Below are 21,865 nucleotides of genomic sequence, written 5' to 3'. Positions count from 1 at the left end.
GCGGCTGTAAAAAAGGCAGCCATTCGGCTGCCTCAGTCTCCCCAACGTCTTACGGATTAGTTGTTGCGGATGTACTCATCCATTTCGGTTTTCAGGTTATCGGATTTCGTACCGAAAATCGCCTGAACACCGGAACCAGCAACCACTACGCCCGCTGCGCCCAGTTTCTTCAGGCCAGCCTGATCCACTTTGGACACATCAGCGACGCTAACACGCAGACGGGTAATACATGCGTCAAGGTTAGTGATGTTTTCTTTACCACCAAATGCAGCAACCAGAGCCGGTGCCATTTCGCTGGTGCCGGTAGCTTTCGCATCTTCAGTTGCGTCTTCACGGCCCGGGGTTTTCAGATCCAGAGCTTTAATCAGCACGCGGAAGATGGTGTAGTAAACAATCGCATAACCGATACCGACAATCGGGAACAGCCACAGCTTGCTGCTGTTACCAGACAGGACGATGAAGTCGATCAGACCGTGCGAGAACGATGTACCATCGCGCATACCCAGCAGGATACAGATCGGGAATGCCAGACCTGCCAGAATCGCGTGGATGATGTACAGGATCGGCGCTACGAACATGAAGGAGAACTCGATTGGCTCGGTAATACCGGTCAGGAACGAGGTCAACGCCGCGGAGATCATGATACCGCCCACTTTAGCGCGGTTTTCTGGTTTAGCAGAGTGCCAGATAGCAATCGCGGCAGCCGGCAGACCGTACATTTTGAACAGGAAGCCGCCAGACAGTTTACCCGCAGTCGGGTCACCCGCCATATAACGCGGAATGTCACCGTGGAATACCTGACCTGCGGCGTTGGTGTATTCACCAATCTGCATCTGGAAAGGTACGTTCCAGATGTGGTGCAGACCAAACGGTACCAGGCAGCGTTCGATGAAGCCGTAGATACCAAACGCAACTACCGGGTTCTGGTAAGCAGCCCACTGGGAGAAGGTCTGAATGGCGGAACCAATTGGCGGCCAAATAAAGGACAGCACAACGCCAGTAAAGATGGCAGCCAGGCCAGAAATGATCGGCACAAAGCGTTTACCGGCAAAGAAGCCAAGATACTCAGGCAGCTTAATACGGTAGAAACGGTTAAACATGTACGCTGCGATCGCACCGGAGATGATCCCCCCGAGTACGCCCGTATCCGCCAGGTGTTTAGCGGCAATTTCTTCAGCAGGTAAATGCAGTACCAGCGGCGCAACCACGGCCATGGTTTTTACCATGATGCCGTAGGCAACAACTGCGGCCAGCGCGGATACGCCATCGTTATTGGTAAAGCCGAGGGCGACACCAATTGCAAAAATCAGTGGCATGTTTGCAAAAACGGAACCGCCCGCTTCTGCCATAACATGCGATACAACGGCGGGCAGCCAGCTGAAATTCGCGGAACCGACGCCAAGCAGAATACCTGCGATAGGCAGTACGGATACCGGCAGCATCAGCGATTTACCGACCTTTTGCAGGTTAGCAAATGCATTCTTAAACATAATTGAGAGTGCTCCTGAGTATGGGTGCTTTTAACGTTCTCACGCGTGGCAAGGGGGGGAGAACCTTGCCGTGTACAGGGCGTCTAAGCGCCCTTTATTTATTACACAGAGTAAAATAATTCATTATCGATTTGTTTGACGGCTATCACGTTTCAACTTCGGACCTTTAGCGAAGTTGCACATATTGACAAAATAAATGCCATAATGCATCAAACATGGTTATTCACCGCCCAATTTGCGGCGGTGAACTTTACTCGTTTTAGTAATTAATTACGAGCCTTAAAATAAATTCATTTAACGGATGGATTGAAGGCGGGAAGCGTCGATGTGAAACAGGCGGGCGAAGTTATCGGTGGTTACCTGCGCTAGCTCTTCAACGGCAACACCTTTCAACACAGCCATGTATTCAGCAACATCACGAACCATTGCAGGTTGATTCTCTTTTCCTCGATGCGGCACAGGTGCCAGATAAGGCGCGTCAGTTTCGACCAGTAACCGGTCGAGCGGCACATAACGCGCGGCATCACGTAGTTGTTCTGCATTACGGAAGGTCACAATGCCGGAGAAGGAGATGTAAAATCCAAGATCCAGTAATTTGCCTGCCGTTTCTCTGTCCTCTGTAAAACAGTGTAGTACGCCACCGCAATCCGTCACCTTTTCTTCGCGCAGAATTGCCAGCGTATCGGCGCGGGCGTCACGCGTATGGACGATAACCGGCTTGTTCAGTTCACGACCAATCTGGATATGGTGGATGAAAGACTCTTGCTGACGCACTTTAGTTTCCGGCGTGTAATAATAATCCAGCCCGGTTTCCCCGAGAGCAACAACGCCCTCTTCCGCCGCCAGGCGGCGCAAATCTTCCACATCATAGGGATCGTTCTGGTTGAGCGGATGCACGCCGCAAGAAAATACGACGTTGTCACGTTCACCTACCAGATCCCGCATATGCAGATAACCCGGTAATGTCGTGGCGACCGCCAGACAAAATTTCACATCGCGCGCAGCGGCTTTCGCCAGAACGTCATCCACGTCCTTATGCAAAGATTCATAATCCAGACCATCGAGATGGCAGTGTGAGTCGACTAAAAACATGATGTCTCTCTTAAAGATGAGGAACCGGTAGCACAACGCCCGGTTGCAGGTAATGCTCAATACGCAGTAAAAGATCGGTGATGAGAAGCTCGCGGTTTACGCCAGTGACAGAAATTAACTGCTCACGAGTGTGACAAACATCCCCCAGTATAGCCTGCAGGCGCGCGGGAGAAAGCTGGTTTGCCAGCGCAGCAACAACGCCCGGCACATCAACATTGGTAACCTGCGAAGCGCCATACTTGCGCTTGAGCGCGTCCATCATCAGGGTTGCCAGCCAGTGCAGACGCGCCGGAGCTTGTTCATGATTAAGTGTCGGCAACAGGGAATACCAGTCGCCAGATTGCACACTGTGAGCCAACGCCTGGCAAAGTGTTTCGCGGGCCTGCCAGGTATCTCCCTGAAACAACGCCAACGCCGCTCCTGGCGAACCGGCGCTTAAGCGCAGTGCGGCAAGTAACGCATCCTGTGACATTGTCACTTCACGTGAAAGCCAGGTCACGGCGTACTGTTCTGGCGGTGGTGCGAGGTAATGTAGCCGACAACGACTACGTAATGTCGCCAGTAAACGTTCAAGCTCCCGGGTAGCAAGGAAAAACCAGGTTTCTGCCGGCGGCTCTTCCAGTGTTTTTAGCAAAGCGTTCGCCGCAGCGTCGGTCAGCAAGGCGGCATCGGTTATCCAGACAACCTTAGCACCGCCTAAACGCGCGTGCTCATTCAGTTTTTCGGTGACTTCACGCACCGCATCAATGCCCAGCGCGTTCTTCCCTTTTTCGGGAGCAAGGGTGTAATAGTCGGGATGCGTTCCCGCCTGCATCAACTGACATCCACGACAGTGGCCGCAGCTTTTATGCCCCTCTGGTTGTTGGCACAGGAGATAACGGCTTAAAGCGTAGATTAAGGCATCATCGCCCATGCCTGGTAACGCCTGAATGAGTAGCGCATGGTGACCCCTTCCGGCCTGATAGCTGGCTACCAGTTTCTCGAAATCGGGTCTTAACCACGGATACCATCTCATGCGTTATGTTCCTTAACCCAGTGAGTCACGGTGGTGCGAATCGCCTCCATTACTGATTCCAGTGGCTGAGTGGCATCTATGGTGTAAATGCTTTTATCCTGTGCCGCCAGTTCAAGATAGCGAGCGCGAGTACGATTAAAGAAATCGAATGACTCTTGCTCAATGCGATCCAGTTCGCCACGCGCACGGGCGCGTTTTAGCCCCACTTCTGGGGTCACATCAAGATAAAGCGTCAAGTCAGGGCGAAAATCCCCCAGAACAGCATCACGCAGCGTTGCCAGCATATGCTGGTCAATGCCACGACCGCCGCCCTGATACGCCTGAGTGGAGAGATCGTGCCGATCGCCAATCACCCAGGTGCCTTTCGCCAGCGCCGGTTTGATGACAGTTTCCACCAGCTGAACGCGCGCGGCATAAAACATCAGTACTTCGGCTTTATCGGTAATGACTTCATCGCCTACCGATTTGATATCCAGCACCAGGCTTCTTAATTTTTCCGCCAGCTGCGTACCGCCGGGTTCTCGAGTGAAAACCATGTCGCGGATCCCCAGTTGCTCAAGCGTCTCAACCACCACGTTTCGCGCGGTGGTTTTGCCTGCGCCTTCCAGCCCTTCAATGACGATATACTTACTGCGCATTTTTTTCCTTAAGCACTTTCAGGTAATCCTGCACAGACTTGTTATGACTGGCAAGATTGGTGTTAAACGTGTGACCGCCTTTACCATCGGCCACAAAATAGAGATACGGCGTTTTCGCCGGATGCGCAGCAGCCTTCAGCGAATCCGCCCCCGGCGTAGCAATCGCGCCTGGCGGCAGACCAGTAATGGTGTAGGTGTTATACGCTGTCGGCGTTTCCAGATCTGCACGAGAAAGTTTGCCATTATAACTCTCTCCCATCCCGTAAATCACCGTCGGGTCGGTTTGCAGGCGCATGCCGATACGTAAACGGTTGATAAATACTGAGGCAACCTGATCGCGCTCACTGGCAACGGCGGTTTCTTTTTCGATTATCGACGCCATCGTTACCAACTGGTTTTTATCTTTATACGGCAGACCATCCGCTCGTCCATCCCAGGCGCTATCGACCGCTTTCACCATTTTCTTGTGCGCTCGTTTGAGTAACGCGACATCAGTGGTATTAGCGGTATACATCCAGGTGTCTGGCCAAAACCAGCCTTCAATCCACTCCGGATTATCAAGTTCCAGGGCCTGCGCCACGGTAGCGTATTTATCGTCGCTTAACGTGTGCGTGATATAGGGTGCCTCACGCAATTGTTTGAGGTAGTCGCTCAGACGCATCCCTTCTACCAGGCGTAGCGGAAACTGCGCTTCTTTCCCGCTTTTCAGCAATTGCAGCATTTCGCGCACGGTCATCTGCGGCGTAAAGCGATAAGTCCCGGCTTTGAAATGGGAAAGGTCCGGCTCAATACGCAGCAACCACTGAAAGACGCGGGGGCGATTGATGATTTTATCGGCATACAATTGTTCACCGAGAGCCATTCTTCCGGTTCCAGGTTTCAGGGTGAATATCGTCTCTTCTTTAATAAGTAATTTGCTGTCGGCAAGATGGTGAACCTTCCAGACGCCCACACCAGCGGCGATACCCAGTACCATCAGCAATAACAGGATAATCAAAAACACTTTTTTCATGACTAATTCGGGTGCTCACAAAGTGGGGCTAAATATTCATATAGCGTTGTTGACGAAAAGAAGACATCATCACAGGCACACACAGGTATAACTGGCATCAGCGCATTACAAACCATCACTTCATCTGCCTGCATCACGTCTTCCAACGAGGCTTGCACTTCGGCAATCTGATAGGAGGATTGTGCCAGTAAACGGATACAGAATTGTCGCATAATACCGTTAACTCCAGCCTGATCCAGACGCGGCGTGTAGACCACGTTGCCTTTACGCCAGAACAAATTAGCTGCACAGCATTCCGTAACCCACCCTTCACTGTCAAGAACCAGCGCCTCGTCGGCGTTTGTCTGCTCAAGATGAGAGCGAATCAACACTTGCTCAAGACGATTAAGATGTTTAATTCCCGCAAGATGAGGATTGCGTCCCAGGCGTACCGGGCTTAGTGCCAGCAGCATTCCCTCTTTGCGTAAGCGGTCGTAATGCGTTGGGTAAGCCATAACTGAGAGCATGCGCGTTGCCGGTCCGCTGTTTAACGTACTGTAACCTCGCCCACCACTGCCACGACTGATCACCACTTTCAGCACGCCATTTTGCTGCTCTGCCGCCAGAGTCGCCATCTCGTGCTCAAGCTGCGTCCAGAAGTCACAAACGATCATTAATCGCTGACAGGCTTCCTGTAGTCGCGTCATGTGCGCGGATAATAAGCTGACTTTACCGTCGATAATTCTGGCTGTCGTGAAACAGCCATCGCCAAACTGTATGGCCCGATCGTTTGCTGCCAGCGAATCCTGTTTATGACCGTTAATTAAGAACATACCGGCTCCTTATAATAGGATTGTAAGTGTGGCAGCATGTTCACTGCGGAACAAGCCTGAATAAAATCTAAGAAAAAAGGCCCGCAAGCGGACCTTTTATGTAGGTGGAAAATGGCGACTTAGATCTTTTTGAAGATCAAAGAACCATTGGTGCCACCAAAGCCGAAGGAGTTACACAGGGTGTATTCCATTCCGCTGACCTGACGCGCTTCATGCGGCACAAAATCCAGATCGCAACCTTCATCCGGGTTATCCAGGTTGATGGTCGGCGGAACAGCCTGATCGCGCAGCGCCAGGATGGAGTAGATGGACTCTACTGCACCTGCTGCACCTAACAGGTGACCGGTCATGGATTTCGTGGAGCTTACCAGCACACGGCTTGCAGCTTCACCGAAGATAGTTTTCACGGCCTGCGCTTCAGCTTTATCGCCAGCTGGCGTAGAAGTACCGTGCGCGTTCACGTAGCCAATCTGGCCAGGCTCAATTCCTGCGTCACGCAGAGCATTTGCCATCGCCAGAGCTGCGCCTGCGCCGTTTTCCGGCGGCGACGTCATATGGTAGGCATCGCTGCTCATACCAAAGCCGACGAGTTCAGCGTAAATTTTCGCACCGCGTTTTTTCGCGTGTTCGTACTCTTCAAGTACCAGCATACCGGCGCCATCGCCCAGTACGAAACCATCACGCTCTTTATCCCACGGACGGCTAGCCGCTTGCGGGTTATCATTGCGGGTAGATAATGCACGTGCCGCGCCAAAACCACCAACGCCCAGCGGCGTACTGGCTTTCTCTGCGCCACCTGCAACCATCACGTCAGCATCGCCATACGCGATAATACGCGCAGCTTGACCGATGTTGTGCACGCCAGAAGTACAGGCGGTCGCGATAGAGATGCTTGGGCCACGCAGGCCATACATGATAGTCAGGTGACCTGCCACCATGTTCACAATCGTTGACGGAACGAAGAATGGGCTGATCTTACGCGGACCACCGTTCATCAGAGATGTGTGGTTTTCTTCGATCAGTCCGAGGCCGCCAATCCCGGAGCCAATTGCGGCACCAATGCGGGTTGCGTTCTCTTCCGTTATTTCAAGGCCAGAATCCTGCATGGCCTGAACGCCAGCGACAATTCCATATTGAATGAAGGCATCCATCTTGCGCTGTTCTTTGCGCGAGATAATGTCCTCACAGTTAAAATCCTTTACTAAGCCAGCAAATTTCGTTGCATAGGCGCTAGTATCGAAATGGTCGATTAGGCTGATGCCACTCTGACCGGCAAGCAGAGCTTTCCAGGTAGACTCTACGGTATTGCCGACAGGAGACAACATGCCCAGTCCGGTCACAACTACACGACGCTTAGACACGTTTGTCCTCCAGGGAGGGAAAAAAATGATTCTAGTGGGACAAAAAAGAAAAAACTCAGGCGGTCGAACGACCGCCTGGAGATGTTCACTTACGCCTGGTGGCCGTTGATGTAATCAATGGCAGCCTGAACGGTGGTGATTTTCTCAGCTTCTTCGTCCGGAATCTCAGTATCAAACTCTTCTTCCAGAGCCATTACCAGCTCAACGGTGTCAAGAGAATCCGCGCCCAGGTCTTCAACGAAAGAAGCATTGTTGGTAACTTCTTCCTGCTTAACGCCCAGCTGTTCGCCGATAATTTTCTTAACGCGTTCTTCGATAGTGCTCATACTCTTAAATTTCCTATCAAAACTCGCTTTCGCGATGGTTTTCGTAGTGTATAAAATGTTGAAAAATTTGCAACTAAATCCCGGCAGGTCTTACCACGATTTTACGTTATTTTGAGGCCATACCCCCCAACAACGCAAATCATTTTGCACTTATTATTACTCATAACCACGCAGACTGCGCGCAACATGAGCATTTTGTGCAAATCGCGGTCAGACCATGTACATCCCGCCGTTCACATGCAAAGTTTCACCCGTGATGTAAGCTGCTTCGTCGGATGCCAGGAATGCAACCGCGTTGGCGATTTCCTGTGCGCCGCCGAGGCGACCCGCAGGAACCTGCGCCAGGATACCCGCACGCTGGTCATCGCTCAGCGCACGTGTCATGTCCGTTTCAATAAAGCCCGGAGCAACAACGTTTACAGTAATACCGCGTGACGCAACTTCGCGCGCCAGTGATTTACTGAAGCCGATCAAGCCCGCTTTCGCCGCAGCGTAGTTGGCCTGACCGCCATTTCCCATGGTACCAACCACAGAACCGATAGTGATAATACGACCATGACGCTTTTTCATCATAGCGCGCATTACCGCTTTTGACAGACGGAAAACAGATGAAAGGTTGGTTTCGATAATATCGTTCCACTCATCATCTTTCATTCGCATTAACAGGTTATCACGAGTGATACCGGCATTATTGACCAGGATATCGACTTCACCAAATTCTGCGCGAATTTTTTCCAGAACAGATTCGATAGATGCCGGGTCGGTCACATTCAACATCAGACCTTTACCGTTGGCGCCTAAATAATCACTGATCGCCTGAGCGCCGCTTTCACTGGTCGCAGTACCGATAACTTTCGCGCCACGAGCCGCGAGCGTTTCAGCGATTGCACGGCCAATCCCGCGGCTAGCACCGGTTACCAGTGCGATTTTTCCTTCAAAATTCATGTTGTTCCTCTTTTAAAGCTCGAGCGCCGCTGCCATCGCTGAAGGTTCGTTCAGCGCCGAGGCGGTCAGGGTGTCGACAATACGTTTCGTCAGGCCAGTAAGCACTTTGCCCGGTCCCACTTCATAAAGATGCTCAACGCCTTGCGCTGCCATGTATTCAACGGATTTCGTCCACTGAACAGGGTTATACAACTGACGTACCAGTGCATCACGAATGGCATCGCCATTGGTTTCGCATTTGACATCAACGTTATTGACAACCGGAACGGTCGGCGCGTTAAAGGTGATTTTCGCTAATTCAACCGCCAGTTTGTCGGCAGCGGGTTTCATCAGCGCACAGTGAGAAGGTACGCTCACCGGCAACGGCAGCGCACGTTTCGCGCCCGCAGCTTTACAGGCAGCGCCAGCACGTTCAACCGCTTCTTTGTGACCAGCAATAACCACCTGGCCCGGAGAGTTGAAGTTTACCGGAGAAACGACCTGACCTTCTGCTGCATCTTCACAAGCTTTCGCAATAGACGCATCATCCAGACCGATGATTGCCGCCATTGCGCCAGTTCCTTCCGGTACGGCTTCTTGCATGAACTTGCCGCGCATCTCAACCAGACGTACCGCATCAGCAAAATCAATCACACCAGCGCAAACCAGCGCGGAGTATTCACCCAAGCTGTGACCGGCCATCATCGCCGGTGCTTTACCGCCCTGCTGCTGCCATACACGGTACAGTGCAACAGAGGCAGTTAACAGTGCAGGCTGAGTTTGCCAGGTTTTATTCAGTTCTTCGGCTGGCCCCTGCTGGGTCAGCGCCCACAGGTCATAGCCCAGCGCCGCAGAAGCTTCAGCAAAGGTTTCTTCGACAATTGGATAGCTCGCCGCCATATCAGCCAGCATGCCAACGGTTTGAGAACCCTGACCAGGGAACACAAATGCAAATTGCGTCATGTTTAAATCCTTATCCTAGAAACGAACCAGCGCGGAGCCCCAGGTGAATCCACCGCCAAAGGCTTCAAGCAGAACCAACTGCCCCGGCTTAATACGCCCGTCGCGTACGGCTTCATCCAGCGCGCACGGTACAGAAGCGGCAGAGGTATTACCATGGCGGTCCAGCGTCACGACGACATTGTCCATTGACATGCCGAGTTTTTTCGCCGTTGCGCTGATGATACGCAGGTTCGCCTGATGTGGAACCAGCCAGTCCAGTTGGGAACGGTCAAGATTATTTGCTTCCAGCGTCTCATCAACGATGTGCGCCAGCTCTGTTACCGCAACCTTGAAGACTTCGTTGCCCGCCATGGTCAGATGAATTGAATTCTCTGGATTCACGCGGTCGGCGTTTGGCAGCGTCAGCAATTCACCATAACTACCGTCGGCATGCAGATGGGTAGATATGATTCCCGGCTCTTCAGAGGCAGCCAACACCGCAGCGCCCGCGCCATCGCCAAAAATGATAATGGTCCCGCGATCTGTGGGATCGCAGGTGCGCGCCAGTACATCGGAACCGACGACCAGAGCATACTTCACCGCGCCAGATTTCACGTATTGATCGGCCACGCTCAATGCATAGGTGAAACCTGCGCAGGCTGCGGCAACGTCAAACGCCGGGCAGCCTTTGATGCCCAGCATGCTTTGGATCTGACATGCTGCGCTCGGGAAGGCGTGGGTGGCAGAAGTCGTTGCCACAACAATCAGGCCAATCTGGTCTTTATCGATGCCTGCCATTTCAATTGCACGCGTTGCCGCTTCAAAACCCATGGTTGAAACGGTTTCGTTTGGCGCAGCAATATGGCGTTCGCGAATACCGGTACGAGTAACAATCCACTCGTCAGAAGTATCCACCATTTTTTCCAGATCGGCGTTTGTCCGCACTTGTTCGGGCAGATAGCTGCCAGTACCAATAATCTTCGTATACATGTACGCTCAGTCACTTTTCGGTTATATACCGTCACTTGCAAACTGCGAGTTCGCTGGCAGCGCCCTGCTACCGCAGAGTTCCGCTTTTGCCATCGTCCAGCAGCTCAAAACCAGCTGGGTATACAGATTTCAGGCGAGCGGCAATCCGCTGAGGAACTTGTCGCTGCACCGCCTGCACTGCCTGTTCAATCGCGACCGCAAAAGCTCGCTGATTGGCCGCACCATGACTTTTTATCACCGTGCCGCGCAATCCTAACAGACAGGCGCCGTTATACTGGTCGGGGTTGAGGTGACTGAATCGCCTCGTCAGGCTCTTTTGTAGCCAACGCTTTAATAACAGTAGCCACCACGACCGTTTTTTTCCTTCACCCTGAGATTTCAGCAGAGAAAGGAACATCCTGACAACACCTTCCATCGTCTTTAATGTGACATTTCCTGTAAAGCCGTCACAGACCAGCACATCTGTCTTGCCAGTTAATAACTCATTGGCTTCAAGATAGCCGATGTAATTGATAGAAGGGATTGTTTTCAGCACAGCTGAGGCATCCTGAATGCTGTCAAGACCCTTCACTTCTTCTTCACCAATATTGAGCAACGCCACGCGAGGATTGGGAATTTCCACCACCTCTTCAGCCAAAACAGAGCCCATAATGGCGAATTGCACCAACATTGTGCTATCACAATCGACGTTGGCCCCTAAATCAAGGACCACCGTTTTGCCCTTTTGTTGATGCGGCAGCACCGTCACCAACGCCGGACGCTCAATCCCCTCAAGGGGCTTGAGTAATAATTTTGCCAGTCCCATCAACGCTCCGGTATTACCAGCGCTGACGCAGGCTTGTGCTCTACCTTCTTTAACCAACTCCAGCGCCACGCGCATTGAGCTACCGCGACTGGCGCGAATAGCTTGCGAAGGCCGGGCATCACTGGCGATAACTGACTGCGCAGGGATAATCTGCAGACGCGAACGTTGTTCAAAGTCAGCTTTAGCAAGTAATGGCGTGATGGCGTCGGGATTACCGACTAAAAGAAGAGTGAGTTGCGAATTAGAATTCAGTGCCTGCAAAGCTGCAGGCACTGTCACGGAAGGACCGAAATCCCCTCCCATGACATCTAACGCCAGGGTTAGACGTGTCAAGGTATCGTCGCCGCCCGGTTTGGTCTTTCCCCAGTTGCCTGGGGAAAATCCTCACTAAGCTTCATCACGCAGACGCGTGATTACTTAGCGATGACCTTGCGGCCGCGGTAGTAACCGTCGGCAGTGATGTGGTGACGCAGGTGTTTTTCACCAGAAGTTTTGTCTACAGACAGGCTGGTGACTGCGGTCAGCGCGTCATGGGAACGACGCATGCCACGTTTGGAACGGGTTGGTTTATTCTGTTGTACGGCCATGGACCTTACTCCTCAATTACGGTTTATCCCCGATCCAACGGGGAGCACCAATTACTTACGCTTTAAGCTGGCTAATACGGCAAATGGGTTTGGCTTTTGCGCTTCTTCAGGCAGTTCACCAAAGACCATGTCCGCTTCGGACACTTCACAGTGTTCAGAATCATGCACCGGAACTACCGGCAAGGCGAGGATGATTTCATCTTCAACCATTGCAAGCAGATCGATTTCACCGAATTCGTTAACCTCAATCGGTTCATACGCTTCCGGCAGTGCTTCAGCCTGTTCGTCTGAACGCACAGGACTAAAACAATACGTTGTGTAGACCTGATGAGTAAACGGCTTCCCGCAACGCTGACACTCGAGCGTTACCGTCACCTTCGCATCGCCGTTTAACACCGCGAGACGTTGGTTATCGATAGCGAACGACATGGAGCATTCCACATCACTGTCCACACTGACCACAGATTCGGCGACGCGCTCAACCTGATCAGGAGTATAAATACCCTGGTAATCAAGGCGTTTTTGAGCCGTACGAACCGGATCGAGAGTCAGGGGTAATTTTACCTTTTGCATAGGGCGCGCATATTAACTTTGTAACGTCATAGAGTCAAAGAAAAAGGCAGCCTGTGGTTGCCTTTTGCCAATAATTCGCACACATTGCGGGTTACTGCTTTATTTTCGTTCAGTGCTGACCACGAACATCAACCTGCAAAACGAAGCGCATAGTTTAAAATGGCTATCATCAATACGCTATATCTGATGGAAAAAAATATGCCTAAACTTATTTTAGCCTCCACATCGCCCTGGCGCCGCGTCCTACTGGAAAAACTGCAAATCTCTTTCGAATGTGCCGCGCCGGAGGTCGACGAAACTCCGCGCAGCGATGAATCACCGCGCCAGTTGGTGCTTCGACTGGCGCAGGAAAAAGCACAATCCCTGGCGTCACGTTATCCGGATCATTTAATTATTGGTTCTGATCAAGTGTGTGTACTGGACGGTGAAATCACTGGCAAACCGTTAACGGAAGAAAATGCACGTCTGCAATTACGTAAAGCCAGTGGCAATATTGTCACCTTCTATACCGGGCTTGCGCTGTTTAATTCGGCGAATGGGCATCTGCAAACAGAAGTTGAACCTTTTGACGTCCATTTCCGTCACCTGAGCGAGGCGGAGATTGATAATTACGTGCGTAAAGAGCATCCCCTGCACTGCGCAGGCAGCTTTAAGAGTGAAGGGTTTGGTATTACGCTGTTTGAGCGCTTAGAGGGGCGTGACCCTAACACGCTGGTTGGTTTGCCGCTTATCGCGCTCTGTCAGATGTTGCGCCGGGAAGGGCAAAACCCGCTGATGGGATAATTTTATGGGCCGGACGCGTTTACGCCGCATCCGGCAATTGGTGCTGACTGCCTGATGCGGCGTAAACGCCTTATCAGGCCAACCGCCTACTAGCAGGTTTATATGCTCGCATTAACGCGTGTTACGCAGTTTCTGCAAACAACGCTTCAAACAATCATCCATTGGCGCTTCGATACGCATCACCTCACCGGTCCCCGGATGGGTAAACTTCAGCGCCGCCGCATGCAGGAACAAGCGATTTAACCCCGTTCCCGCTTCAGTCAGTTGTTTATCGAATTCACGGTCGCCGTAACGATCGTCAAACGCTATAGGATGACCGGCATACTGAGTATGCACTCGGATCTGATGAGTACGTCCGGTAACCGGGCTACAACGCACCAGAGTGGCAAACGCATAGCGTTCCTCCACTTTAAAACGCGTTTCGGATGGTTTACCTTCCTGGCTCACACGCACAATACGCTCACCGCTTTGCAAAATATTCTTCAGCAACGGCGCTTGTACACTCTTCACGTGTGACTGCCACTGACCACGCACCAGCGCCAGGTAATCTTTCTGCATGCCTTTTTCACGTAACTGCTCATGCAGCGAACGTAACGCCGAGCGTTTTTTCGCCACCAGCAGCACGCCTGAAGTGTCCCTGTCGAGTCGATGCACCAGTTCGAGGAACCGCGCTTCAGGGCGCAACGCCCGCAAACCTTCAATAACGCCGAAACTTAAACCACTGCCGCCATGTACCGCCGTGCCGGACGGTTTATTCAGCACCAGAATATGATCATCTTCATATAAGATGACATCCGCCAGCGCCGCCACTTTTTGCAGATGTGGCGACACCGCATCTTCTTCCCGTTCGGCAACGCGAACTGGCGGAATACGCACTTCGTCGCCAGCTTCGAGTTTATATTCAGGTTTAATACGTTTTTTGTTCACCCGTACTTCACCTTTACGCAAAATACGGTAGATCATACTTTTTGGTACGCCTTTCAGTTGGGTACGCAAAAAATTATCGATACGTTGCCCTGCTTCGTCAGCAGTGATAGCAACGATTTTTACGGATGGAGTCTCTGTTTTCATGGTGGGCGATTCTAAATAGCCAGCAGGATTCGCGCCACTCATTTTTCTATGCTTATATTTAGTTTTGCACCTTATTACTTCGCAGGGTGATCACCTGATTGGTGGTTATTAAACCAATCGCCAGCAAGAAGTGAAAAAACTGTGAGTAAGTGGGTGATAAATGGTAAAAGTCATCTTGCTATAACAAGGCTTGCAATGGAATAATGAGAACGTTTCCGTGTCCAACCTTGTTAAAACAAGAAATTTTACGGAATAACCCATTTTGCCCGACCGATCATCAACGCAGCAATGGCGTAAGACGTATTGATCTTTCAGGCAGTTAGCGGGCTGCGGGTTGCAGTCCTTACCGGTAGATGGAAATATTTCTGGAGAGTAATACCCAGTCTGTTTCTCTGATAATTGCGCTGTTTTTCCGCATGAAAAACGGGCAACCGACACTCTGCGCCTCTTTGAGCTGACGATAACCGTGAGGTTGGCGACGCGACTAGACACGAGGCCATCGGTTCACACCCGGCAAGGCGTTACTTTGCCCGCAGCTTAGTCGTCAATGTAAGAATAATGAGTAAGTTACGATGAAAAGAATGTTAATTAACGCAACTCAGCAGGAAGAGTTGCGCGTTGCCCTTGTAGATGGGCAGCGTCTGTATGACCTGGATATCGAAAGCCCGGGGCATGAGCAGAAAAAAGCTAACATCTACAAAGGTAAAATCACCCGCATTGAACCGAGTCTGGAAGCTGCTTTTGTTGATTACGGCGCTGAACGTCACGGTTTCCTCCCTCTTAAAGAAATTGCCCGCGAATATTTCCCAGCTAACTATAGTGCTCATGGTCGTCCCAACATTAAAGATGTGTTGCGTGAAGGCCAGGAAGTTATTGTTCAGATTGATAAAGAAGAGCGCGGCAACAAAGGCGCGGCATTAACTACCTTTATCAGCCTGGCGGGTAGCTATCTGGTTCTGATGCCGAACAACCCGCGCGCGGGTGGCATTTCTCGCCGTATCGAAGGCGACGACCGTACCGAATTAAAAGAAGCACTGGCAAGCCTGGAACTGCCGGAAGGCATGGGGCTTATCGTGCGCACCGCAGGCGTCGGTAAATCTGCTGAGGCGCTGCAATGGGATTTAAGCTTCCGTCTGAAGCACTGGGAAGCCATCAAAAAAGCGGCTGAAAGTCGCCCTGCTCCGTTCCTGATTCACCAGGAGAGCAACGTAATCGTTCGCGCATTCCGCGATTACTTGCGCCAGGACATCGGCGAAATTCTTATCGATAATCCGAAAGTGCTCGAACTGGCACGTCAGCATATCGCTGCATTAGGTCGCCCGGACTTCAGTAGCAAAATCAAACTGTACACTGGTGAAATTCCGCTGTTCAGCCACTACCAGATTGAATCGCAGATTGAGTCCGCCTTCCAGCGTGAAGTCCGTCTGCCGTCTGGTGGCTCTATTGTTATCGACAGCACCGAAGCGTTAACCGCCATCGACATCAACTCCGCACGTGCAACTCGCGGCGGCGATATCGAAGAAACTGCGTTTAACACCAACCTGGAAGCTGCTGATGAAATTGCTCGTCAGCTGCGTCTGCGTGACCTCGGTGGTCTGATTGTTATCGACTTCATCGACATGACGCCAGTACGCCACCAGCGTGCGGTAGAAAACCGTCTGCGCGAAGCGGTGCGTCAGGACCGTGCTCGTATTCAAATCAGTCATATTTCTCGCTTCGGCCTTCTGGAGATGTCCCGTCAGCGCCTGAGCCCGTCGCTGGGTGAATCCAGTCATCACGTTTGTCCGCGTTGTTCCGGTACTGGCACCGTGCGTGACAATGAATCCCTGTCGCTCTCTATTCTGCGTCTGATTGAAGAAGAAGCGCTGAAAGAGAACACTCAGGAAGTTCACGCCATTGTTCCTGTACCAATCGCTTCTTACCTGCTGAACGAAAAACGTTCTGCGGTAAATGCCATTGAAACTCGTCAGGACGGCGTGCGCTGTGTGATTGTACCAAACGATCAGATGGAAACTCCGCACTACCACGTGCTGCGCGTGCGTAAAGGGGAAGAAACGCCGACCTTAAGCTACATGCTGCCAAAACTGCATGAAGAAGCGATGGCGTTGCCGTCTGAAGAAGAGTTCGCTGAACGTAAGCGTCCTGAACAACCTGCACTGGCAACCTTTGCTATGCCGGATGTGCCACCAGCGCCAGCTCCGGCTGAACCTGTAGCGCCTGCAGCAGCCCCGGCACCTAAAGCTGCACCAGCAACGCCTGCAGCTCCGGCACAACCGGGTCTGTTGAGCCGCCTTTTCAGTGTACTGAAATCGCTGTTCAGTGGCGGTGAAGAAACCAAATCGGTCGAGCAACCTGCACCAAAAGAGGAAGCGAAACCGGAACGTCAACAGGATCGCCGTAAGCCTCGTCAGAACAACCGCCGTGACCGTAATGAACGCCGCGACACGCGTAGCGAACGTACGGAAGGTAGCGATAATCGCGAAGAAAACCGTCGTAATCGTCGCCAGGCGCAGCAGCAAACGGCTGAGACGCGTGATAGCCGTCAGCAGGCTGATGTAACGGAAAAAGCGCGTACCACTGACGAACAGCAAGCGCCGCGTCGTGAGCGTAGCCGCCGCCGTAACGATGATAAACGTCAGGCGCAACAAGAAGTGAAGGCGCTGAATGTTGAAGAGCAATCTGTTCAGGAAACCGAACAGGAAGAACGTGTACGTCCGGTTCAGCCGCGTCGTAAACAACGTCAGCTGAATCAGAAAGTGCGCTATGAACAAAGCGTTGCAGAAGAAGTGGTAGCCGCACCGGTGGTTGAAGAAACTGTCGCTGCCGAGCCTGTTACTCAGGAAGCACAAGCCCCGAGCACTGAACTGGTGAAAGTACCGCTGCCAGTCGTAGCGCAAACTGCGCCGGAACAGCAAGAAGAGAACAACGCCGATAACCGTGACAACGGTGGCATGCCGCGTCGTTCTCGCCGTTCGCCTCGTCACCTGCGCGTGAGTGGTCAGCGTCGTCGTCGCTATCGTGACGAGCGTTATCCGTCCCAGTCACCGATGCCGTTAACCGTAGCGTGCGCATCTCCGGAACTGGCCTCTGGCAAAGTATGGATCCGTTATCCGGTTGTACGTCCGCAAGATGTACAGGTTGAGGAGCAACGCGAACAGGAAGAAGTGCAGGTGCAGCCGATGGTGACAGAAGTCCCTGTTGCTGCCTCTGTCGAACCGGTTGTTGCTGCGCCGGTTGTTGAAGAGGTGGCTGAAGTTGTAGAAACACCTGTTCAGGTTGCAGAACCGCAACCAGAAGTTGTTGAAACAACGCATCCTGAAGTGATTGCCGCAGCGGTAACAGAACAGCCTCAGGTGATTGCCGAGGCCGATGTTGCCGTAGCGCAGGACGTTGCAGAGCACGCAGAACCGGCAGTTGAACCGCAGGAAGAGACGACAGACATTGAAGAAGTTGCCGAAACTGCCGAGGTTGTGGTTGCCGAACCTGAAGTTGTCGCTCAACCTGCCGCCCCGGTCGTCGCTGAAGTCGCAGCTGAAGTTGAAACGGTAGCTCCTGTTATATCCGAGGCAATCGTTGAACATAACCACGCCACTGCGCCGATGACACGCGCTCCGGCACCGGAATATGTTCCGGAAGCACCGCGTCACAGTGACTGGCAGCGCCCAAGCTTTGCCTTTGAAGGTAAAGGTGCGGCAGGTGGTCATGCAGCAACACATCATGCATCTGCTGGCCCTGCGCGTCCGCAACCTGTTGAGTAAAACTTAACTCAAAGTGATCAAGCCCTGGCAACCGCCGGGGCTTTTTATTTCAGGGGCAGTGCCTTTGCTGTAATGACATTAGCGTTACATATGTTGTATAATTATTATCCATATAAAGCTGAAGGATTTTTTTATGCCAGCCGCCAACAACATTCCAGCCAGGCGCGAATCTTTAAATCTGCGCATAAAACCCGCAGAACGCGATCTTATCGACCGGGCCGCTAAAGCCCGAGGAAAAAATCGCACCGAATTTGTCCTTGAGGCCGCCAGAGCCGCCGCTGAAGAGGCGCTCATTGAGCAGCGAATTTTCAGGATGGATTCTGATGATTATCAGCTATTTTTGAATCGGCTGGATCAGCCACCCGCGCCCAATTCTGCATTACGCAAAACCATGCAAACACCCGCGCCGTGGGAACAGAAAAAATGATTCAGGCCCCCGAACCACTCCAGGCAAAGCATCAATTCACCTCTTTTTGCTCGGGGGTAGAAACGATGGATAACTGGCTAAAGCAGAGGGCCCTAAAAAATCAGCTTGCAGGTGCATTACGTACATTTGTTGGCTGTGATACTCATAGCAACGTTTTGGCTTATTATTCGCTTGCCTCAAGCGCCGTCGAAATGCATGTCGCAACAGGACGATTTCGCCGTAATATGCCAGAACCGATCCCTGTTGTAGTACTTGGTCGTTTGGCAATAGATAAATCATTACAGGGTCAGGGTATCGGTCGCGCGATGGTCAGAGATGCCGGTCTACGAGTACTACAGGCAGCTGAAGTCATTGGTATTCGCGGAATGTTGGTCCATGCGTTATCAGACCAGGCCCGCGAGTTTTATCTGCGAGTAGGTTTTGAGCCGTCACCTGTCGATTCTATGATACTGATGGCAACATTGGCTGATTTGCAGGCATGTCTGTAATAGTTCTTTATGCCTCATAGCAAAAAAATGCCCGCCCCGGCGATCCCAGAGCAGGCAGACAAAACATACCCAGTTTCATGATATGTTTTAAAGCGAGCTTATTTGTTGAGTTGGAAGAGCGACAATCCCTGCATATCGGTAAATGCTTTATACGATGCCTGCAATGCCGTTTGCTGCATGATGTAAGAGGAAATAGTTGCATTCCAGTCCACATCAACCAGATCACTCATCTGCTGCGTTTGCCCTAAAGCGCGATCGCTTCCTAATGAATCCAGCGACTCCAGTTCATTCAGTTGCGTGCCGAGTTCCGCGCGTACGGTCAGGACATTATTCAGTGAGTTTTTCAGGCCACGGTTGGTTTTATCCAATGCCGCAGCGGCGGTTTCTTTATCCGCTTCGCTATCTGCGACTGGCGTTTTTAGCGCCGCGATGGCGCTATCCAGCATAGCAAACAGGTTAGTTTCAGAATCGCTACCGTCAGGTTCCGCTACCGCGTTGCTAGTGATGCTGTTGAAAATTTTGTCACCTGTATGCCCTATCACCATTGAGCGAGAGGCATCGACCTGCTGCTTAATACTTTCTGTTCCGCCGACATAATCACCGTCAGCCTCACTAAACGGCGCGGATTCTGTTTTATAACCGGCAAAAATGTAACGCCCGTTCCCATCCGTGGTATTCGCCAGGTTTAACAACTGGTCGCGAATCCCCTGAATATCCGTTGCCAACGATGCCCGGTCATCATCACTTAACGTGCCGTTGCTGGCATAAACAATTTTTTCCTGGGCATTCTGGATTGCAGTCGTCACCTGGCCAAGCACGCTTTCTTCCAGCGACACCTTTTGGGTCGCGAAAGTCCGCGCCAGTGTGTACTGGCTGTTTTGCGCCTGCGCCTGGGAGAGAACCACGGCTTGTGATGCTGCAATGGGATCGTCAGAAGGGTTAACGACTCGCTTACCCGTCGACATCTGTTCGCCGTACTTCATCCATTCCGCCTGAGAATTGGTGATACCGCGCATATTTTGCTGGTACATCATCTGGGTACTGAAACGCATCTTATCTCCCCTTAGCGAATGTTAATCAGCGCATCAAAAATAGCATTCGCCGTCTGCAGAACCTGGGCATTGGCCAGATAATACTGCTGAAAACGTTGCAGATTGCCGTACTCTTCGTCGAGATTGACGCCAGAGATAGACTGCTGCTGATTAGAAAGTTGCGTCACCACATTACTTTGAGTAGTGCTGCTGGTTTTCAACGTAGCGGTTTTATTCCCGATATCGCTAACCAACGAGGCATAGGCATCGTTAAAGGATTTCCCCCCGCCGACCGTTTTGCCATTAGTTTGCAAATCCAGCAGCGCCTGACCATTGCGGTTGTCGCTTTCACCGGCAGTTTCGTCGCTTGCCATGGCGATTTTCGCTTCGTCAGTGATTAGTACATCCATATTGACGATGGCATCGCTTACCGGTTTCAAGGTGAAGCTGTCGTTTGGTTTTGGCGTTCCGGTGAAGGTCAGTTCCAGACCATCAAATGAGACTTTACCGTCGGCATCCGGCACCACCGTAAAAGTGGTATTGCTTGCCAGACGGGTGACCTGCCACTGATTATCTTGGAACGTGATTTTGTAATCTGTCGCCAGCACAGCGGAACTATCGGTCACCGTAGCACCGATCGCGGAGCTACCTTTGTTTTTGCTATTTTCCAGAACAGCGGGCTTACCAATAGCAAAGAAATCCCCCCCTTCTTTACCATTGGCATCATACCCCTTGCTATGTTGGGCATTGAAAGCCTCGGCAAATGCCAGCGCCAGTTGCCCGAGCGTATTGCGCGTCTGATCAAGATCCTGAGAACGAAATGTCAGAATGCCGCCCAGCGACCCCGTATTCAGCAATTTCTCCGGGATCTCGATATTTTCCGCCGTCCCATCAACATAAGCGACTGTCGTACGAGAAGGATCGGCACTGGACGGGACAGCTGCAAGCTGACGTGCCGAACTGCCTTGAACCAGCGAATACCCATTGGCCATGGTGATATTGTAAGTACCGCCATCCTGAACACTGACCTCAACACCAACGATCTGGTTTAATTCACTCACCAGTTGATCGCGTTGATCAAGGAGATCGTTGGGTGAAGCCCCTGCTCCCACACCTGTTAAACGGGAGATCTGATCGTTCAGGCTGGCGATTTGTTTGGCATAATTATTGATCTGGTCAACGCTGGCACCTATCGCGATATTGACCTGTTTGTCCTGGTCGCGCAGATACTGGTCGGTGGTTTTAAACTGATTTACCAGACCTTCCGCCTTGCCAATCAGCGCCTGCCGCGCAGCCGGATCCTCTGCGTTACTGACCAGCGTTTGCAAACTGGTAAAGAAGTCCTGCATTTGCGTTGCCAGCGACGTGGTGCTGCCAGAGAGCATATTGTCGATTTTCGACATTTGCTCATAACGGGAAGTCAGGCCGCTACTCTGGGTCTGGGCCGCACGTAACTGATTGGTAATAAACGCATCGTATTCACGTTGCACGCCAGAAACATAAACGCCATTGCCTCCCCAACCGCCCGCACCTAACGTACTGTTAGCCTGCGCCATAATGGTGGTTTGTCGGGTATATCCGGCAACGTTATAGCTGGAAATATTATTACTCGCCGTATTTAACGCCGCCTGGGCAGCGTTAAGTCCGCTCATGGCGTTATTAATCAAGCTGGACATGGAGGTTCCTTATAAGCCTTCAATTACCAAGCATTATCGGCAGACACCCGCCGGACTTGAATTA

Annotated in this window: 21 protein-coding genes; 4 read left to right on the top strand and 17 right to left on the bottom strand. The window is 51.8% G+C overall.

Translation table 11 applies throughout. The features are described 5' to 3' along the window. Positions 1-56 precede the first annotated feature (56 nt). The 14 genes from ptsG to yceD form a co-directional block, all read right to left on the bottom strand. Complete coding sequence (ptsG, locus tag FEK43_RS02330; protein ID WP_000475698.1) at positions 57-1,490, bottom strand: PTS glucose transporter subunit IIBC; 1,434 nt, start codon at positions 1,488-1,490, stop codon at positions 57-59. 294 nt (positions 1,491-1,784) lie between these two features. Further along, positions 1,785-2,582: a metal-dependent hydrolase gene (locus tag FEK43_RS02325; protein ID WP_130205555.1), complete on the bottom strand. Its 798-nt coding sequence runs from the start codon at positions 2,580-2,582 to the stop codon at positions 1,785-1,787. A gap of 10 nt (positions 2,583-2,592) precedes the next feature. Further along, the gene (gene holB, locus FEK43_RS02320) at positions 2,593-3,597 is read right to left on the bottom strand and encodes a DNA polymerase III subunit delta' (RefSeq protein ID WP_130259677.1); all 1,005 of its coding nucleotides are present in this window, start codon (positions 3,595-3,597) and stop codon (positions 2,593-2,595) included. Then, positions 3,594-4,235: a dTMP kinase gene (tmk, locus tag FEK43_RS02315; RefSeq protein ID WP_130205551.1), complete on the bottom strand. Its 642-nt coding sequence runs from the start codon at positions 4,233-4,235 to the stop codon at positions 3,594-3,596. Before tmk ends, holB begins: the two co-directional genes overlap by 4 nt. Beyond that, positions 4,225-5,247: a cell division protein YceG gene (gene yceG, locus FEK43_RS02310; protein WP_138158417.1), complete on the bottom strand. Its 1,023-nt coding sequence runs from the start codon at positions 5,245-5,247 to the stop codon at positions 4,225-4,227. Before yceG ends, tmk begins: the two co-directional genes overlap by 11 nt. A 2-nt stretch (positions 5,248-5,249) precedes the next feature. Next, complete coding sequence (gene pabC / locus FEK43_RS02305; protein WP_135406398.1) at positions 5,250-6,059, bottom strand: aminodeoxychorismate lyase; 810 nt, start codon at positions 6,057-6,059, stop codon at positions 5,250-5,252. A 119-nt stretch (positions 6,060-6,178) separates the two neighbouring features. Beyond that, entirely contained in the window at positions 6,179-7,420 is a 1,242-nt protein-coding gene (gene fabF / locus FEK43_RS02300) for a beta-ketoacyl-ACP synthase II (RefSeq protein ID WP_130205545.1), read from the bottom strand. Positions 7,421-7,509: 89 nt separating this feature from the next. Next, complete coding sequence (acpP, locus tag FEK43_RS02295) at positions 7,510-7,746, bottom strand: acyl carrier protein (protein ID WP_000103754.1); 237 nt, start codon at positions 7,744-7,746, stop codon at positions 7,510-7,512. 210 nt (positions 7,747-7,956) lie between these two features. Beyond that, positions 7,957-8,691, bottom strand: coding sequence for a 3-oxoacyl-ACP reductase FabG (gene fabG, locus FEK43_RS02290; RefSeq protein ID WP_001008542.1), 735 nt, complete (start codon positions 8,689-8,691; stop codon positions 7,957-7,959). A 12-nt stretch (positions 8,692-8,703) separates the two neighbouring features. Continuing rightward, positions 8,704-9,633: an ACP S-malonyltransferase gene (gene fabD, locus FEK43_RS02285; protein WP_130215900.1), complete on the bottom strand. Its 930-nt coding sequence runs from the start codon at positions 9,631-9,633 to the stop codon at positions 8,704-8,706. A 15-nt stretch (positions 9,634-9,648) separates the two neighbouring features. Continuing rightward, positions 9,649-10,602 (bottom strand): beta-ketoacyl-ACP synthase III, encoded by a 954-nt coding sequence (gene fabH, locus FEK43_RS02280; protein ID WP_130205541.1) that lies wholly within the window; start codon positions 10,600-10,602, stop codon positions 9,649-9,651. Positions 10,603-10,669: 67 nt separating this feature from the next. Then, positions 10,670-11,740, bottom strand: a complete 1,071-nt coding sequence (plsX, locus tag FEK43_RS02275) for a phosphate acyltransferase PlsX (protein WP_074399521.1) — start codon at positions 11,738-11,740, stop codon at positions 10,670-10,672. Between the two features lie 80 nt (positions 11,741-11,820). After that, positions 11,821-11,994 carry a 50S ribosomal protein L32 gene (gene rpmF, locus FEK43_RS02270; RefSeq protein ID WP_000290727.1) on the bottom strand — a complete coding sequence of 58 codons (174 nt, stop codon included), beginning with the start codon at positions 11,992-11,994 and terminating at the stop codon, positions 11,821-11,823. Positions 11,995-12,045: 51 nt separating this feature from the next. Further along, positions 12,046-12,567 (bottom strand): 23S rRNA accumulation protein YceD, encoded by a 522-nt coding sequence (gene yceD, locus FEK43_RS02265; protein WP_001174481.1) that lies wholly within the window; start codon positions 12,565-12,567, stop codon positions 12,046-12,048. A 198-nt stretch (positions 12,568-12,765) separates the two neighbouring features. Between yceD and yceF the strand changes: the two genes are divergently transcribed. Further along, on the top strand, positions 12,766-13,350 hold the full coding sequence (yceF, locus tag FEK43_RS02260) for a 7-methyl-GTP pyrophosphatase (RefSeq protein ID WP_064528833.1): 585 nt from the start codon (positions 12,766-12,768) through the stop codon (positions 13,348-13,350). A 111-nt stretch (positions 13,351-13,461) separates the two neighbouring features. Here yceF and rluC read toward each other — a convergent pair whose 3' ends face one another. Beyond that, positions 13,462-14,421: a 23S rRNA pseudouridine(955/2504/2580) synthase RluC gene (rluC, locus tag FEK43_RS02255; protein ID WP_135406396.1), complete on the bottom strand. Its 960-nt coding sequence runs from the start codon at positions 14,419-14,421 to the stop codon at positions 13,462-13,464. Positions 14,422-14,993: 572 nt separating this feature from the next. Between rluC and rne the strand changes: the two genes are divergently transcribed. The 3 genes from rne to FEK43_RS02240 all read left to right on the top strand — a co-directional run bounded on the left by rne (position 14,994) and on the right by FEK43_RS02240 (position 19,094). Further along, positions 14,994-18,179, top strand: coding sequence for a ribonuclease E (rne, locus tag FEK43_RS02250; protein WP_135406394.1), 3,186 nt, complete (start codon positions 14,994-14,996; stop codon positions 18,177-18,179). A gap of 133 nt (positions 18,180-18,312) precedes the next feature. Further along, on the top strand, positions 18,313-18,606 hold the full coding sequence (locus FEK43_RS02245) for a DUF1778 domain-containing protein (RefSeq protein ID WP_130205535.1): 294 nt from the start codon (positions 18,313-18,315) through the stop codon (positions 18,604-18,606). Then, complete coding sequence (locus tag FEK43_RS02240; RefSeq protein WP_135406392.1) at positions 18,603-19,094, top strand: GNAT family N-acetyltransferase; 492 nt, start codon at positions 18,603-18,605, stop codon at positions 19,092-19,094. Before FEK43_RS02245 ends, FEK43_RS02240 begins: the two co-directional genes overlap by 4 nt. A gap of 98 nt (positions 19,095-19,192) precedes the next feature. Here FEK43_RS02240 and flgL read toward each other — a convergent pair whose 3' ends face one another. Both flgL and flgK read right to left on the bottom strand, forming a co-directional pair. Beyond that, positions 19,193-20,146 (bottom strand): flagellar hook-associated protein FlgL, encoded by a 954-nt coding sequence (flgL, locus tag FEK43_RS02235; RefSeq protein ID WP_130215892.1) that lies wholly within the window; start codon positions 20,144-20,146, stop codon positions 19,193-19,195. 11 nt (positions 20,147-20,157) lie between these two features. After that, positions 20,158-21,801: a flagellar hook-associated protein FlgK gene (gene flgK / locus FEK43_RS02230; RefSeq protein ID WP_135406390.1), complete on the bottom strand. Its 1,644-nt coding sequence runs from the start codon at positions 21,799-21,801 to the stop codon at positions 20,158-20,160. Positions 21,802-21,865 lie beyond the last annotated feature (64 nt).

It is taken from the genome of Escherichia sp. E2562 (genome assembly GCF_005781075.1).
Taxonomy (GTDB): domain Bacteria; phylum Pseudomonadota; class Gammaproteobacteria; order Enterobacterales; family Enterobacteriaceae; genus Escherichia.
Note: the sequence above shows the minus strand (reverse complement) of the source record. Positions and strands in the feature narration are given on the sequence as shown.

What these genes read in the sequence shown, in the direction of transcription:
- fabD (WP_130215900.1), bottom strand. Translation starts at nt 9,633, where the DNA reads ATGACGCAATTTGCATTTGTGTTCCCTGGTCAGGGTTCTCAAACCGTT.
- flgK (WP_135406390.1), bottom strand. Translation starts at nt 21,801, where the DNA reads ATGTCCAGCTTGATTAATAACGCCATGAGCGGACTTAACGCTGCCCAG.
- FEK43_RS02245 (WP_130205535.1), top strand. Translation starts at nt 18,313, where the DNA reads ATGCCAGCCGCCAACAACATTCCAGCCAGGCGCGAATCTTTAAATCTG.
- ptsG (WP_000475698.1), bottom strand. Translation starts at nt 1,490, where the DNA reads ATGTTTAAGAATGCATTTGCTAACCTGCAAAAGGTCGGTAAATCGCTG.
- pabC (WP_135406398.1), bottom strand. Translation starts at nt 6,059, where the DNA reads ATGTTCTTAATTAACGGTCATAAACAGGATTCGCTGGCAGCAAACGAT.
- fabH (WP_130205541.1), bottom strand. Translation starts at nt 10,602, where the DNA reads ATGTATACGAAGATTATTGGTACTGGCAGCTATCTGCCCGAACAAGTG.
- FEK43_RS02325 (WP_130205555.1), bottom strand. Translation starts at nt 2,582, where the DNA reads ATGTTTTTAGTCGACTCACACTGCCATCTCGATGGTCTGGATTATGAA.
- tmk (WP_130205551.1), bottom strand. Translation starts at nt 4,235, where the DNA reads ATGCGCAGTAAGTATATCGTCATTGAAGGGCTGGAAGGCGCAGGCAAA.
- yceF (WP_064528833.1), top strand. Translation starts at nt 12,766, where the DNA reads ATGCCTAAACTTATTTTAGCCTCCACATCGCCCTGGCGCCGCGTCCTA.
- flgL (WP_130215892.1), bottom strand. Translation starts at nt 20,146, where the DNA reads ATGCGTTTCAGTACCCAGATGATGTACCAGCAAAATATGCGCGGTATC.
- FEK43_RS02240 (WP_135406392.1), top strand. Translation starts at nt 18,603, where the DNA reads ATGATTCAGGCCCCCGAACCACTCCAGGCAAAGCATCAATTCACCTCT.
- yceG (WP_138158417.1), bottom strand. Translation starts at nt 5,247, where the DNA reads ATGAAAAAAGTGTTTTTGATTATCCTGTTATTGCTGATGGTACTGGGT.
- holB (WP_130259677.1), bottom strand. Translation starts at nt 3,597, where the DNA reads ATGAGATGGTATCCGTGGTTAAGACCCGATTTCGAGAAACTGGTAGCC.
- rpmF (WP_000290727.1), bottom strand. Translation starts at nt 11,994, where the DNA reads ATGGCCGTACAACAGAATAAACCAACCCGTTCCAAACGTGGCATGCGT.
- rne (WP_135406394.1), top strand. Translation starts at nt 14,994, where the DNA reads ATGAAAAGAATGTTAATTAACGCAACTCAGCAGGAAGAGTTGCGCGTT.
- rluC (WP_135406396.1), bottom strand. Translation starts at nt 14,421, where the DNA reads ATGAAAACAGAGACTCCATCCGTAAAAATCGTTGCTATCACTGCTGAC.
- fabG (WP_001008542.1), bottom strand. Translation starts at nt 8,691, where the DNA reads ATGAATTTTGAAGGAAAAATCGCACTGGTAACCGGTGCTAGCCGCGGG.
- yceD (WP_001174481.1), bottom strand. Translation starts at nt 12,567, where the DNA reads ATGCAAAAGGTAAAATTACCCCTGACTCTCGATCCGGTTCGTACGGCT.
- acpP (WP_000103754.1), bottom strand. Translation starts at nt 7,746, where the DNA reads ATGAGCACTATCGAAGAACGCGTTAAGAAAATTATCGGCGAACAGCTG.